15 protein-coding genes and 1 pseudogene are annotated in these 13,156 nt (G+C 70.6%); 4 read left to right on the forward strand and 12 right to left on the reverse strand.

The window, feature by feature from the left end; all coding sequences use genetic code 11:
* The first annotated feature begins 176 nt into the window (after nt 1-176).
* Entirely contained in the window at nt 177-593 is a 417-nt protein-coding gene (locus ACK4S2_RS10895) for a M10 family metallopeptidase C-terminal domain-containing protein (protein ID WP_409623957.1), read from the forward strand.
* A gap of 35 nt (nt 594-628) precedes the next feature.
* Here ACK4S2_RS10895 and ACK4S2_RS10900 read toward each other — a convergent pair whose 3' ends face one another.
* The 3 genes from ACK4S2_RS10900 to ftsY all read right to left on the reverse strand — a co-directional run bounded on the left by ACK4S2_RS10900 (nt 629) and on the right by ftsY (nt 3,261).
* On the reverse strand, nt 629-1,234 hold the full coding sequence (locus ACK4S2_RS10900) for an inner membrane-spanning protein YciB (RefSeq protein WP_409623959.1): 606 nt from the start codon (nt 1,232-1,234) through the stop codon (nt 629-631).
* A 7-nt stretch (nt 1,235-1,241) separates the two neighbouring features.
* Nucleotides 1,242-2,141, reverse strand: a complete 900-nt coding sequence (locus tag ACK4S2_RS10905; protein WP_409623961.1) for an EamA family transporter — start codon at nt 2,139-2,141, stop codon at nt 1,242-1,244.
* 124 nt (nt 2,142-2,265) lie between these two features.
* Nucleotides 2,266-3,261 (reverse strand): signal recognition particle-docking protein FtsY, encoded by a 996-nt coding sequence (ftsY, locus tag ACK4S2_RS10910; RefSeq protein WP_409623963.1) that lies wholly within the window; start codon nt 3,259-3,261, stop codon nt 2,266-2,268.
* Between the two features lie 167 nt (nt 3,262-3,428).
* Between ftsY and ACK4S2_RS10915 the strand changes: the two genes are divergently transcribed.
* Together ACK4S2_RS10915 and ACK4S2_RS10920 are read left to right on the forward strand one after the other, a co-directional pair.
* Entirely contained in the window at nt 3,429-4,535 is a 1,107-nt protein-coding gene (locus ACK4S2_RS10915; protein ID WP_409623965.1) for an alkane 1-monooxygenase, read from the forward strand.
* A gap of 74 nt (nt 4,536-4,609) precedes the next feature.
* Nucleotides 4,610-5,011, forward strand: coding sequence for a hypothetical protein (locus ACK4S2_RS10920; RefSeq protein WP_409623967.1), 402 nt, complete (start codon nt 4,610-4,612; stop codon nt 5,009-5,011).
* A 91-nt stretch (nt 5,012-5,102) separates the two neighbouring features.
* Here ACK4S2_RS10920 and ACK4S2_RS10925 read toward each other — a convergent pair whose 3' ends face one another.
* The 3 genes from ACK4S2_RS10925 to ACK4S2_RS10935 are packed head-to-tail and all read right to left on the reverse strand — an operon-like array spanning nt 5,103 to nt 7,227.
* Entirely contained in the window at nt 5,103-5,894 is a 792-nt protein-coding gene (locus ACK4S2_RS10925; protein ID WP_409623969.1) for a metal ABC transporter permease, read from the reverse strand.
* The gene (locus ACK4S2_RS10930; protein WP_409623971.1) at nt 5,876-6,745 is read right to left on the reverse strand and encodes an ATP-binding cassette domain-containing protein; all 870 of its coding nucleotides are present in this window, start codon (nt 6,743-6,745) and stop codon (nt 5,876-5,878) included. The genes ACK4S2_RS10925 and ACK4S2_RS10930 overlap by 19 nt, the downstream gene beginning before the upstream one ends.
* On the reverse strand, nt 6,736-7,227 hold the full coding sequence (locus tag ACK4S2_RS10935; protein ID WP_409623973.1) for a Fur family transcriptional regulator: 492 nt from the start codon (nt 7,225-7,227) through the stop codon (nt 6,736-6,738). Before ACK4S2_RS10935 ends, ACK4S2_RS10930 begins: the two co-directional genes overlap by 10 nt.
* Before the next feature lie 77 nt (nt 7,228-7,304).
* Between ACK4S2_RS10935 and ACK4S2_RS10940 the strand changes: the two genes are divergently transcribed.
* The gene (locus ACK4S2_RS10940) at nt 7,305-8,309 is read left to right on the forward strand and encodes a zinc ABC transporter substrate-binding protein (RefSeq protein ID WP_409623975.1); all 1,005 of its coding nucleotides are present in this window, start codon (nt 7,305-7,307) and stop codon (nt 8,307-8,309) included.
* Between the two features lie 600 nt (nt 8,310-8,909).
* Here ACK4S2_RS10940 and ACK4S2_RS10945 read toward each other — a convergent pair.
* The 6 genes and pseudogenes from ACK4S2_RS10945 to ACK4S2_RS10970 all read right to left on the reverse strand — a co-directional run bounded on the left by ACK4S2_RS10945 (nt 8,910) and on the right by ACK4S2_RS10970 (nt 13,089).
* Nucleotides 8,910-9,344, reverse strand: coding sequence for a hypothetical protein (locus ACK4S2_RS10945; protein WP_409624019.1), 435 nt, complete (start codon nt 9,342-9,344; stop codon nt 8,910-8,912).
* Between the two features lie 351 nt (nt 9,345-9,695).
* Nucleotides 9,696-9,977, reverse strand: a pseudogene (locus tag ACK4S2_RS10950) (transposase); the annotation flags it as partial.
* Nucleotides 9,905-11,383: a D-alanyl-D-alanine carboxypeptidase/D-alanyl-D-alanine-endopeptidase gene (gene dacB, locus ACK4S2_RS10955; RefSeq protein WP_409623977.1), complete on the reverse strand. Its 1,479-nt coding sequence runs from the start codon at nt 11,381-11,383 to the stop codon at nt 9,905-9,907. The gene dacB and the pseudogene ACK4S2_RS10950, both read right to left, overlap by 73 nt.
* Before the next feature lie 70 nt (nt 11,384-11,453).
* Nucleotides 11,454-12,056, reverse strand: coding sequence for a nicotinate-nucleotide adenylyltransferase (locus ACK4S2_RS10960; protein ID WP_409623979.1), 603 nt, complete (start codon nt 12,054-12,056; stop codon nt 11,454-11,456).
* Nucleotides 12,057-12,097: 41 nt separating this feature from the next.
* Nucleotides 12,098-12,682 carry a GNAT family N-acetyltransferase gene (locus ACK4S2_RS10965; RefSeq protein ID WP_409623981.1) on the reverse strand — a complete coding sequence of 195 codons (585 nt, stop codon included), beginning with the start codon at nt 12,680-12,682 and terminating at the stop codon, nt 12,098-12,100.
* Nucleotides 12,679-13,089 carry a ketosteroid isomerase-related protein gene (locus ACK4S2_RS10970; RefSeq protein ID WP_409623983.1) on the reverse strand — a complete coding sequence of 137 codons (411 nt, stop codon included), beginning with the start codon at nt 13,087-13,089 and terminating at the stop codon, nt 12,679-12,681. Before ACK4S2_RS10970 ends, ACK4S2_RS10965 begins: the two co-directional genes overlap by 4 nt.
* Nucleotides 13,090-13,156: the final 67 nt, after the last annotated feature.

The raw sequence follows: 13,156 nt of genomic DNA on the forward strand, positions 1-13,156 counted from the left end.
ATAGCTGAACAGCGACCCGCTCGCCTCGTCCGTCCCGCGCATCATCACCCCCACCGTTGTCGTGCAAAGGGTGAATCATGTTCCTAACTCCGGGTCGAGGGCTGACTTCTTCAGCAGCCTGCTAAGGCGTCGACCTGGCCGAGAACTGCACCAACGCCTGGCCCAGCGCCGACCGGGTGCCACCGGCGATCAACGTCAGCAATACCTGGAACCTGATGGGCGGCAACGACGTCGTCACCGCCGTGTCCGGGCGCGATACCATGTGGGGCGGCGGCGGCGCCGATACGCTGAATGCTGGTTTCCGGGGCGATGCGCTGGCGGGCGGCTCGGGGGCCGACCTGTTCGTGTTTGCGCCCAAAACCACCGGGTCGGGTTTGAGTGCCGACCGGATCGAGGATTTCGTTTCCGGCCTCGACCGGATCGACGTGCCGACCCTCAACCCGGTGTTCAACGGCGATGCCGCGCTGACCGCCCCTGGTCAGGTCCGCTTCGATCCGGTGACGCATATGCTGCAATGGTTCGATAGCAACATGATCGTGGCCGAGATCTCCCTTGTGAACGTCACCGCGATCACGCGGGCCGATCTGTTGTGACGCCGCAGCCTGCCGGGGCCGGGGGGGGGCGGCGTTCAACCCTTGCCGTTGTCTAGCCCGAATCGCCGCACCAGCCCGCCTTGCAGCATGAAAAAGGCAAACAGCGCCAGCGGCAGGCCGAAGGTCTTGAAGTTCACCCAAGCGTCGGTGCTCATCAGCCGCCAGATCGCCTCGTTCGCCACCGCCAGCGCGGCAAAGAACCAGGTCATCCGCCGGGTCAGGATCATCCAGCCTTCAGGCTGCATCGGCATCACCTGCCCCATCAGCGCCGCCATGTAGGATTGCCCGCGCATGAGGCCGAAGCCCAGGATGGCCGCGAACATCGCATAGATGATGGTGGGCTTCATCTTGAAGAACGTCTCGTCGTTCAGCCACACCGTCAGCCCGCCGAAAACTAGCACCAGCACCAGCGTCAGGATCTGCATCCGGCTCAGGTGCCCCGACAGGCGCCACAGGATCAGGGTCGAGGCGACCATCAGCGGAATGAACGCCGCGGTCACCAGCACGAAGCCGTTGTAGTCGGTGCCGGCGATGGTGAAGACGTCATCCTTCCAGCGGTTGTAGCCGATGAAGAAGGCAATGACGGGCCCCAGTTCCAGCCCCATCTTCACCCAGGGGTTGACGTCGCGTTCCTGTGCCATGCGGTCCTCAGCCTGCCATTTTCACCATCACCGCGCCGGTGGCGATCAGCGCCATCAGCGCCACCTGCGCCGGCCCGCTGCGTTCGCCCAGCACCAGCCAGCCGATCAGCGCGGCGAACACGGTCGAGGTTTCGCGCAGCACGGCTGCCTCGCCCACGTTGCCGATGCGGGTGGCGATCATCATCGCTCCGAAACTGATATAGGCGATCAGCGCGCCCAGCACAGCCTTTTTCACGAAAGGCACCAGGTCCGCCCGCGGCAAGGCCGCCAGTCGCCGCCGCGCAAGCCAGGGCATCAGAAGCCCGTCGATGACAAAGAACCACGCCAGAAACGTGAACGGGTCGGGCGGCAGGCGGATCGCCCAGGCGTCGTAAGTCGTGTAGGCCGCGACGAACCCCCCGGTCAGCACCGCCAGCCCCAGCGCCGGCAGCATCGTGTCGCGTCGGGCGGTGTCGGTGCGCAGGTTCCAGCCGGCCAGCCCGAAGATGCCCGCCAGCAGCACCGCCAGCCCCAGCCACTGGCCGGGTGCGAACACTTCGCCGAAGATCAAGCCCGCGACCAGCACGGTGAACAGCGGCCCCGTGCCGCGCACCACCGGATAGACCACGGTATAGGCGCCCCGCGCATAGGCTGCGGCCTGCAAGGTCTTGTAGCCCGCATGGATCAGGAAGGCCCCGGCGAACACCGGCCACATCGCGGGCTCGGGCCAGGGCACCACGAACAGCGCCACAGGCAACGCCATGACCGCATAGGCCGAATCGATGCCGCCGCGCATCAGCCAGGGGTCGAACTGCCCCTTTTGCAGCGCCCCGAAAAGCGCATGGGCAAAGGCCGCCAGCAGCGCCAGCCACAGCGCGGCCGTGCGCCCTTCGGGCGTGCCTTGCAAGGCAACGATCAGGTCGGTCATCGCAGCGGACCGGCCGGGGAACCGGGGGTTTCACACCCCGTTGCCGATCGGTTCTTGAACCAATGGCGAACCATCGGCAACCCCGTGGGATGTTTCCGGACAAAAGATGCAAGCAGAGTCAGCGTCAGCCCCCTTCGCCTACCAGGGCGCGGGCGAACTCCTGCGGGTCGAAGGGGGCCAGATCGTCGATCTGTTCGCCGACCCCGATGGCATGGATCGGCAGGCCGAAGCGGTCGGCCAGCGCCACCAGCACGCCCCCGCGTGCCGTGCCGTCGAGCTTGGTCATCACCAGGCCGGTGACATCGGCGACCTGACGAAAGATTTCCACCTGGTTCAGCGCGTTCTGCCCGGTGGTGGCATCCAGCACCAGAAGCGTGTTGTGCGGTGCCCTGGGGTCGATCTTGCGCAGGACGCGCACGATCTTGGCCAGCTCCTCCATCAGGTCGGCGCGGTTCTGCAACCGGCCTGCGGTGTCGATCAGCAAGAGGTCGGCGCCTTCGGCGCGGGCACGGGTCAGCGCATCGTGCGCAAGGCTGGCCGGATCCGACCCTTGCGCCGCCGTCAGCACCGGCACGCCCGCGCGGGTGCCCCAGACCTGCAACTGTTCCACCGCCGCGGCGCGGAAGGTATCGCCTGCGGCGATCACCACCGACTTGCCGGCGGCGCGGAACTGGCTGGCCAGCTTGCCGATGGTGGTGGTCTTGCCCGAGCCGTTCACCCCCACCACCAGCACCACTTGCGGCTTTTGCGGGTATAGCGGCAGCGGGCGGGCCACGGGTTCGAGGATGCGGGCGATTTCGCCGGCCAGTGCTGCGCGCAGTTCGGCCGTGCCGATGCGGCGCCCAAAGCGGCCTTCGGCGATGTTGGCGGTGACGCGGGCCGCCGTATCCACCCCCATGTCGGCGCGGATCAGCAGGTCTTCCAGGCTTTCGAGCATCGCGTCGTCGACCAGGCGCTTCGCCTCGCTTTCGCCGGTCAGGCGGGCCAGCAGGCCGGGGCGCGCCGGCTCGGCCTCGGCGGGGGCGGCGGCGCCGGGGTCGGCCACGATGTCGTCCAGCCCCTCCGACAGGCGGGACGAGGATTTGAACAAGCGTTCCTTGAGCTTTCCGAAGAACGACATGGGCGGCCCTTGTGCAGCGGCATCAGCCCCCGTGCTAGCCCAAGGCGCCGCCGAGGGGAAGCCGCAAGCGGCCGCAATCGCCGGCCGGGGCGGCAATGGGCGAATCTGCCGCCATGATTTCGGCCGAAAGCCGTGGCAGGATGCAGGGCGACAACGGGGAATCGCCGATGGGACTGCAGGATCGGGTGCTGGCCTGGACGGAAACGGTGCGCGGCGCCGGGGCGCCGGCGGCGGCAATGCGCGCCTTTGCGCTGGCCACGCTGGGGCCTTTGCTGCTGTGGCTGGCGGGGCTGGCCCTGGGCGGGGCGATGGCCTGGGCCGCGCTGGTCGTCATCGGCGCCGGCGTCTGGCTGCTGGACCGTTTTGCCGCCGGTGCCGCACCGCATGTGCCGGGTGCGGCCGAGTTTCCGGCCGCCGACGGGCTTTCGGTGCTGCTGGCGGGCCTGCATCTGGCGGTGCTGCCGCTGGCAGTCTGGGCGCTGGCGGGGGGGCTGGCGCTGACGCTGGCCGAAGGGCTGGCGCTGTTCTGGGGCCTTGGGCTGTGGATCGGGCAGGTGTCCAATGCCAATGCGCACGAGCTGATCCACCGTCAGGACCGGTGGTTGCGCGCGCTGGGGGTGGCGGTCTATGCCTCGGTCGGATACGGGCACCACGCCTCGGCGCACCGGCATGTGCATCACCGCTTTGTCGCCACCTGGGACGACCCCAACACCGCCCGGCGCGGCGAAGGGTTCTGGGAGTTTCTTGCGCGGGCCTGGCCGGGCGAGTTCGCCGCCGGATATCGGATGGAAAGTGCCTTGCGCGCGCGGCTGCCGGCCGGGCGCCGGCGCGGGGTGCATGCTTATGCGGTCTACCTGGCCGGGGCGGTGCTGGCGGCGGCGCTGGCGCTGGTGCTGGGCGGGCTGGCGGGGGTGGCGATCTGGCTTGGGCTGGCGGTCTGGGTGCAGGTGCAACACCTGCTGTCGGATTATGTGCAGCATTACGGGCTGGAGCGCGCGCGCCTGCCCGACGGGCGGCCCGAGCCGGTGGGCCCGCGCCACAGCTGGGATTCGGCGCATTGGGCCAGCTCGGCGCTGATGCTGAACGCAAGCCGTCATGCCGATCATCACGCCCATCCCGGCCGGCCCTATCCGGCGCTGGATCTGCCGCCGGGCGGGTTGCGCCTGCCGTGCAGCCTGCCGGTCATGGCCGTGCTGGCACTGGTGCCGCCCTTGTGGTTTCGGGTGATGGACCGGCGCCTGCCGCCGCCTGCGCCCGCCTTTGCGCGGATGTGATCGGCCCCGGGCTGGCCAGCCCCGCGCCGCCGTGGCAGTCTGATCGCCGCAGCGGGGCAGGGGAGTCGGGCGACATGCAGATCTGGCGGGTGCTGGTGCTGGCCCTGGGGGCGGCGGCGCCGCTGCGGGCGGAAACGCTGCTGGATGGCGCAGGGTTCGAGGCGCGCGTTACCGGGCAGACGCTGGCCTTTTCCGCCGGCGGGCAGCCCTACGGCTACGAACAGTATCTGCCGGGTCGGCGGGTGCTGTGGGCCTTTGCCGGGGGCGAATGCCGGGCGGGGCACTGGTACGAACCCGAACCGGGCCGCATCTGCTTTGTCTACGAACACGACCCCGCACCGCAATGCTGGGCCTTTTTTGACATACAGGGCCGCATCGTCGCGCGGTTCGAAGGTGCCGAGCCGGGCGACGAACTGATCGAGACCGAACGCTCGCCCCGGCCGCTGAACTGCCCCGGGCCCGATCTGGGCGCATGAGGGCGGCGCAGGGGCAGAGGGGGTGCCGGGCGCGGGGGCATCGAGCCCCCTTGCCCGGCGGCTGCCGCGGCCAGGGCGTGCATCGGGCGTCCTAGCGGCGGCGGGTCCGCGCGGCGCCCAGCAGCACCGCGAAGATCACCGCCGCTGCCGCCACGATCGAGGGCCCCGCCGGCGTGTCCTGCCGCACCGACAGCGCCAGCCCCGCCAGCGTGGCCAGCGCGCCCACGGCCGTGGCGCCCAGCGCCATGGTTTCGGGCGTGCGCGCCAGCGTGCGGGCGGCGGCCGCCGGGATCAGCAGCAGCGCGGCAATCAGCAGCGCCCCCACCACCTTGATCGCCACCGCCACCACCAGCGCCAGCGCCAGCGTCAGCACCAGACGCTCACGGTCGGGGTCGATGCCGGCGGCATGGGCGAGGTCTTCGGACAGCGTTGCCGTCAGCAGCGCCTGCCAGCGCCAGGCCAGCAACCCCGCCACCGCCAGCGCCCCGCCCCAGATGAAGGCCAGATCCCCGCGCCCCACCGCGAGGATGTCGCCGAACAGCCAGGCCGACAGGTCGGTGCGCACCCCGTGCAGGAACGATACCGCCACCAGCCCGAAAGCCAGCGCCGAATGCGCCAGCACCCCCAGCGTGGTATCCATCGCCCAGCCCCGGCCGGCAAGGCTTGCCACCGTGCCCGCCATCGCCAGCGCCACCAGCGTGGTGCCCACCACCACCGGCAACCCGATGGCCAGCGCCAGCGCCACCCCCAGGATGGCAGCATGCGATGTGGCATCGCCGAAATAGGCCATCCGCCGCCACACCACGAACGACCCCAGCGGCCCCGCCGCCACCGCCGTGCCCACGCCGGCCAGCGCCGCCCGGGTCAGGAAATCATCCAGCATCGCGGGTGGCTCCGGCTTCGTGGGGGGTGGGTGCGATGGGCGTGATGGGCGTGGGTGTGCTCGTGGCAGTGGGTGCGATGGGTGTGGTCGTGGTCGGCCCGGCCGTGGTCGTGATGGGCGTGCCCGTGCCCTTCGCCGGCATCGTGGGCGTGGTCGTGGTCGTGCCGATACAGCGCCAGCGCCCCTTGCGTGCCCAGCCCGAACAGCGCCCGGTATTCCGGCGCGGTGGACACCACCCGGGGCGTCCCCTCGCAGCAGACATGGCCGTTCAGGCACACCACCCGGTCCGAGGCCGCCATCACCACGTGCAGATCGTGGCTGACCATCAGCACCCCGGCGCCGGTCGTCGCGCGGATATCCTCGATCAGCCGGTAAAAGGACGCCTCGCCGGGCTGGTCCAGCCCTTGGGTCGCCTCGTCCAGCACCAGAAGCTGCGGGTTGCCCAAGAGCGCCCGCGCCAGCAGCACGCGCTGCAACTGCCCGCCCGACAGGTCGTGCAACTGCCGCCCGGCCAGTGCCGCCGGCACCCCGGTGCGCGCCATCGCGGCCGACGCCGCCGCGTCGTCCACCCACACCGGCAGCGACAGGAACCGCCGCACCGTCAAGGGCAGGTTGCGGTCGATCGCCAGCTTTTGCGGCACATAGCCCAGCCGCAACCCCGGCGCGCGCACCACCCGCCCCGCCGAAGGCGCCACGATTCCCATCAGGGCCCGCAGCAGCGTGGACTTGCCCGAACCGTTCGGGCCAAGCACCGTCACGATCTCGCCGGCGTCGATGTGGAAATCCACCTCCGACAGCACCGGCGCACCGCCCAGCCGCACCGACAGGCCTTCGGCCGAAATCAGGCGCATCCAGCGGCCTCCCGGCAGGCGGGGCACTGGCCCGTGGCCTCGAAACTGCTGCTCTCTACCGCAAAGCCCAGGGGGGCCGCGGCCGCCTCCAGCGCGGCGCGCACGCCCTCGGCCGGCGTTTCGGCAATGCGGTGGCAATCGCGGCAGATCAGGAACACCGGCTGGTGCGCGGTGTCGGGGTGCATGCAGGCGGCAAAGGCGTTCAGCACCTGCACCCGGTGCGCCAACCCCTGCTCTACCAGAAACTCCAGCGCCCGATAGACCACCGGCGGCTGGCGCCCGAAACCTTCGCCGGCCAGCCGGTCCAGCACTTCATAGGCGCCCATCGCCTTGTGCGATTCCAGCAGGATCTCCAGCGTGCGCCGGCGCACCGGCGTCAGCCGCACCCCGCGTGCCGCCGCCAGCCGGTCGGCCCGGGCCAGCACCGAACCGGCGCAGCCTGCGTGATCGTGACTTTCGAACGGGCCTTGTCCGCCGTGCATGTGCATATCTCTCTTGACATGTTATCATATAACATTCATCTAACCTGCCGCAAGCGAAACCCGAAGCCGGAGCTGCCATGCGTGCCTTGCCTTTCTTCGCCCTAGCCCTGGGCCTTGCCCCGTTGTACGTGCAGGCCCAGGGCCTGCGCGTGGTGGCCGACCTGCCGCCGGTGCATGCCCTGGTGGCGCAGGTGATGGGCGACACCGGCAGCCCCACGCTGCTGCTCGACCGCGGGGCCGACCCGCACAACTTCGCGCTGCGCCCCTCGCGCGCGGCCAGCCTGCAAGAGGCCGATCTGGTCGTCTGGGTCGGGCCCGAGATGACGCCCTGGCTGGCCCGCGCGCTGGACGGTCTGAGTGGCCGCGCCGGGCAGCTGGCCTTGCTGGATGCGCCGGGCACCTTTCGCCGCGCCTTCGGCGACACCGACGCGCATGACCATGAGGCCCATGCGCCCGACGACCATGCCCACGACGGCCATGCCCACGACGACCATGCCCACGACGACCACGGTGCCGCCGGCCATGACGACCACGGCGACCACAGTCACGAAGGCACCGACCCCCACGCCTGGCTCGACCCCGCCAACGCGCTGCACTGGCTTGACCTGATCGCCGCCGAACTTTCCTCCCGCGATCCGGCCAACGCGGCGACCTATGCCGCCAATGCCGCCGCCGCCCGCGCCGGCATCGTGGCGCTGGATGCCCGCATTGCCGCCGACCTGGCCCCGGTGCGGAGTCGCCCCTTCGTGGTGTTCCACGATGCTTACGGCTACTTCGCCGCGCATTACGGGTTGTCGGCGGCCGGAAGCCTGGCCCTCGGCGATGCCGCGGCCCCCGGCGCCGGGCATCTGCAAGCCTTGCGCGCCCAGCTGACCAGCGGCGGTATCGTCTGCGCCTTTCCCGAGGCGCAGCACGACCCGAAACTGCTGCAAACCCTGGTCGAAGGCACGCCCGTCCGGCTTGGCTCGCCGCTCGACCCCTCGGGCAGCAGCCTGGAGCCCGGCCCCGGGCTTTACGAGGCGCTGCTTTCGGGCCTCGCGCAGGGGCTGCGCGACTGCCTTTCGGATCGCGACCCGACCTGAGAGTGCACCGCCCAAGGCGGGATGATGCGATGACGTTTGTGGCGCTTGCCTCCCGTATCCTTTGGTGGCGGGCTGGCGCCCGGCCCAAGCACTGCGCGCCGGCACGGCCGATCTTCGTGCGCGTGAGGGGCCTGGCCTGCACCGCAAGGCCCTGAGCCACCGGCATCGGGCGCCGCGCGACAGGCTGGACCCTATCGGGCAATCGCGGCGGGCCGCCTGGCCGTGGCAGGGTGTTCGCTTGCAGAAACCGAAGGTCGCTGGCCCCGCCCGGAGTCTGCGCTGGCTGTTCGCAGAGCGCTTCGCAAGGCCGACGTTGGTCCGCGTCTGCAAACCTGATCGCCAATGACCCTCTCGAAGATGCCCGCTGCGCGGTCGCAACACCGGCGCCCCTCGGCATGACCAGGGGACGACCGCGTGGAGGCAGGTTTGCCTTTCGGGGCACCTGCTGAACATCGGTCTTTCGTCAGTTCGGGCCCGACCCCGTCGTGGAACGTGGTTTGCGGGAGGCGGGGACGGGTATCTTCGCTGTGTCCGGGCCTGAACTGGCAACCACGGCTTCACGATCGCGGACAAGGCGCCGATCAGCGGGCGGCGTCGCCGTTAGCACCGCCGGGCGATGCCGATGCTGCGATTCCAGATCGGCCCATCCAGCGCAAGCGGAACAAGTCGGGACTGCGGGTTGCGAAGAAAGCTGCTGCTGGCGATCAGGTGGCTCAGCGAAAGCGACCCCGCCTGCATCGTCACCTGAAAGGGTGCCGATGTGGTTTCGCAGATCGCGCGGCGCAGTGGCCGGCGCGCGGTTATGCCGTCCCGGGGGGTGGTGAAGCTGGCGCTGATTGTCGCCGGGATTCCGGCGCGGGCATGACTGCCATCGGTGCGAAGGAATGCCTGAACGCCGACGACCGCTGCGCGGCGCGCGATGGGGATTGTGGAGGGCAACATGGCCAGGTGCCCCTTGGCGAAGGACATCTGGCCGTGAAATCTCAGGAGGTTGGTCACCCGGAACGGGGTTGGGCCGCAATAGCCGAACTCCATCCGGGGCTCCTGCTGGATGAACACCCCGCACCTAGGCGCCCGCCTGACGCTTCGCGGTCGAGAACGGATCGGTGCCCGCCTTGCGGCTGGCCAGACCGCGCCGGAGGTCGCAGCGGCGCCTGCTGTGTCAGTCCGCTCTGCGCGCCCATGATCGGCCCGGTTCCGCGCGGGCGAGCAAGCGGCGCTGTCGAATCGCGCAGGCGCGCCCGCCCGCATCGCGGGTCGGCTGCAGGCTGCAATGGCTTTCCGGATTGCCCCCGCCGGCGTTTGCCCGCTCACTCGGACAGGTGGCGTCCGTGGGCTCGCACTCGGCCCCCCCGGGCGCGGCGCGCGAAAGCCCGGCAAGCAACTGCCCTTGTGCAGCTTCGGGATGCGCCGTTCGGCCATCCCGGCGCGCGTCTCGAGCTCGCTGTCGCGGTAGCCGTTGCGCTGCGCTCGCTGTGCAGGATCCTTCACGCCACGGGCCGCGCCCGTCACGGCGCCGAGCTGCATGGCCATCAGACGCGCGGCGATTGCAGCCCGAGCCCGCCCTGGCCCAACGACTTGCCGCGAGGTCGAGTTCAGCCCGCGCCGTAAAGTGCGGCCCAGCGTTCGATCAGCTGGCCTTGCATCGCGCGGGCGCGCCGGGTCCATTCCGGGCCGCCGCGCGGGCGTTCGCGTTCGCTGTCGCTCAGGCTGTCGCGCCGGGCGGTGTCGGCGGCGAAGATCGCAAAGACCAGCGGCCGCGGCGTATCGACAAAGCCGGCAAGGCCGGAAACGAAGTTCAACGTGCCGGTCTTGGCGCGGACCTGCGGGCCGGGGCGGCCCTTTTCGCCGGTCGGGAAGGGGCGCATGAGGTCGCCCAGCCAGGCGCTGCGGCGCAAGGCCCCGGCCATCGCCGCGGCGGAAATGCGCGAGGCCCCGCCCAGCCCCGAATGATCGACGAATTGCGAATCGACGCCATGCGTGGCCCGCAACCAGGCCGACATGCGCGCGCCCGATTCCGGCAAACCGCCTGCGCCCGAGGCCGCAAGGCCCAGTGCCTCGGCGGTGATGTTGGTGGAATGGCGCAGCATGTCGCGCACAAGGTCGGGCAGGGGTGCGCTGGCCACCTGTGCCAGCACCGCCCCGCCCGGGCTGGCGCCGACGATCTGGGGGGCGGGCAGGCGGATGCCCTGGGCGGCGCAAAGGGTCTGAAACACCTCGGCGGCATAGGCCTCGGGTTGGCGCACCGGCAACCAGCGGCTGCCGCCCTTGCCCAGGGCCGCCGAGGCGACGGTCCAGCGTTCGGCGCCGCCGTCGCGGTTGTAGGTAAAAAGCGGCGCCTGACGCTCGACGATGCGGGCCTGCGCCATGCGCACCGCCGGCACGAACCTTTCGCCCCTTGCATCCATGCCGACTTGCCAACCCGACTGGCCCCGCCGCCATTCGAAATGCACCCGATTGAAATTGAGGTTCAGGCCGGAAATCGCCGGGTTGTAGCCGACATGGTCGGGTTGACCCGAATCGATTCGGGCGATTCGCGGCAAGGCTCCGCCGTGCGCCAGAAACCGGCCGGTGGCGCCGGTGACCCCGCGGGCGCGCAAGGCCGCGGCCAGGTCGCCCAGCTGGTCGGTCGTCAGGTTCGGGTCGCCACCGCCGACCAGCACCAGATCGCCTTGCACCACGCCGCCTTGCACCGGGCCGGTGGCCAGAACGCTGGTCGCAAAGCGATGCGCCGTGCCCAAGCGATCCAGCGCGAACATCGCGGTGATCGCCTTGGCGACCGAGGCCGGAGGTTGGCCGCTGTCGGGGGCGCGGCCTTCCAGCAAGGCGCCGCTGGCGCGGTCGTAGACGGCAAAGGTGACCCGTCCGCCGAGGCGGGCGGCCTCGATCAGGCTGTCGGCGCCGGGGGCCGCAGGGGCCGCGCGGCTGGCGGGGGCGGCCAGGGTCGGTGCCGCGGCCGGGCGGGGTTTTGGGCGCGGGCTGCTGGCGGGGGGCTGGGCAAAGCCGGGCGACGATGCCCCTGCCAGAAGGGCCGCCAGCATCCAGCGCCGCGTGATCCCTGGCCTGTCGCTCATCCTCGTGGTGCCTGCGGCTGTTGTCCGATGCGGTATCTTGCGCCAGACCACGCCAAAGGCGCAACCCACGTCAGCGCGACCAGAGGCCGCGGGCGCGGATTGCGCTGGACGAGGCAGGGTTCAGCGGCAGGTCGATCAGGCACAAGGCGGGTGCATCCTGGCGCCCCAGACTGCTGCACTGCGCATCGGGCAGGCGGTAAGGCGCCAGCGCCCGCGCCGCCGGCGCAAACCGTGCCGGCAGGCGCGACCCGGGGCGGGCCAGCACGCCGATGGGCACCCGCGCGGCGATGCCGCGCCAGTTTTCCCAGCGGTGAAAGCTGGCAAGGTTGTCCGACCCCATCAACCAGACGAAGCGCACACCGGGATAAAGTGCGGTCAGCCGCGCCAGCGTATCGGCGGTGTAGCGGGTGCCAAGGGCCGCCTCCAGCCCGGTGACGATCACGCGCGGATGGCGCATCAGGGCCTCGGCCCGGGCGATGCGGTCGGCCAGCGGTGCCGGGCCGCGCGGTTTCAGCGGGTTGCCGGGCGACACCAGCCACCACACCCGATCCAGCCCGAAGCGGGCCAGTGCCGCCCGGGTGATGGCCACATGCCCTTCGTGGGCCGGGTCGAACGACCCGCCCAGCAGCCCGACGGCCTGGCCCGGCGTGGCGATGGGAAAACCCGTGCGCATGGCGCCAGCTTTCACGCGAGGATGCGGTTGTCCAGACGGCGTCAGAGCCGGCGCATCCAGAATTGCAGCGGTTTGCGGGTTTCGGCGGGGTCGCCGACGTCTTTCCAGGAAAACTCGGCGATCACCCCGGGCAGGGGCCGGTAGCCGCGCGCGTGCCAGAACGGATCGAGCGGCGCATAATCCGCCGGGCGCGCCGGATGATCCGCCGGGCGGATCACGGCGCAAAAGGCCGCATGGGTTAAGCCGAGCGCACGGGCATGCGCCTCGCGCAGGTCGAAGAAGCGATGCCCGATGCCTTGTCCGCGATACTGCGGCAACAGCACCGATTCGGCGCAATAGAACACCTGGTCCAGCGGAACGCCGGTGGCGGCGAAAGCGGCCGAGAACGCCTCGGCATGGTCGGTCATGGGTGTGCCGGTGGCCGCCCCCACCAGCCGCGCGCCGTCGAAGGCGCCGACCAGGATGGCGCCCGCGCTTTCGCGGTAGCTGGCGACATAGCGCCGCTCGTATTCCATGTCGCCGTCGTAAAGATAGGGGAAGGCGCGGAACACCTCGATTCGCAGGCGGGCCGCATCGTCCAGAGCGGCATCCAGCGCCGGGCCGGTCAGGGGTTCGACCCGGATCATGCCGAAACCTGCCGAACCCAGTCGGCGAGGTTGTAGAAGGTGGTGATGCGCGCGATGCGCCCGTCGCGGATGTCGAAGAACGCCCCTGCCGGCAGCACATAGCGCTGGCCGCGCGCCGGCGGCAGGCCGGGATCGGTTTGCAGGTAGGTGCCGTGCACCACGAATTCGGCCGCCGCGCGGGCGCCGTCGTCGGTGGCAAAGATCACGATGTCGTGCAAGGACTCGCGGTAGCTGACCCCCATTTGGGCGCAGAACTCGGCGAACAGGGCCCGGCCGCGGCGGATGCCGCCTTCGTTGACGCGGTGTTCCACATCGTCGGTCACGCAGGCCAGCATGCCGGCCGGATCGCCGGCGTTGAAGGCGGCGTAGTAGCGGGCGATCAGCGACAGGGTTTCGGCGCGGGTCATTGGCTTTCCGGGGCTGGCATGGACAGGCCATGCAGATGTGCCGCCAAACCGGGCCGCGCGCAACCCG

The organism is Gemmobacter sp., assembly GCF_046292685.1.
Taxonomy (GTDB): Bacteria; Pseudomonadota; Alphaproteobacteria; order Rhodobacterales; family Rhodobacteraceae; genus Wagnerdoeblera.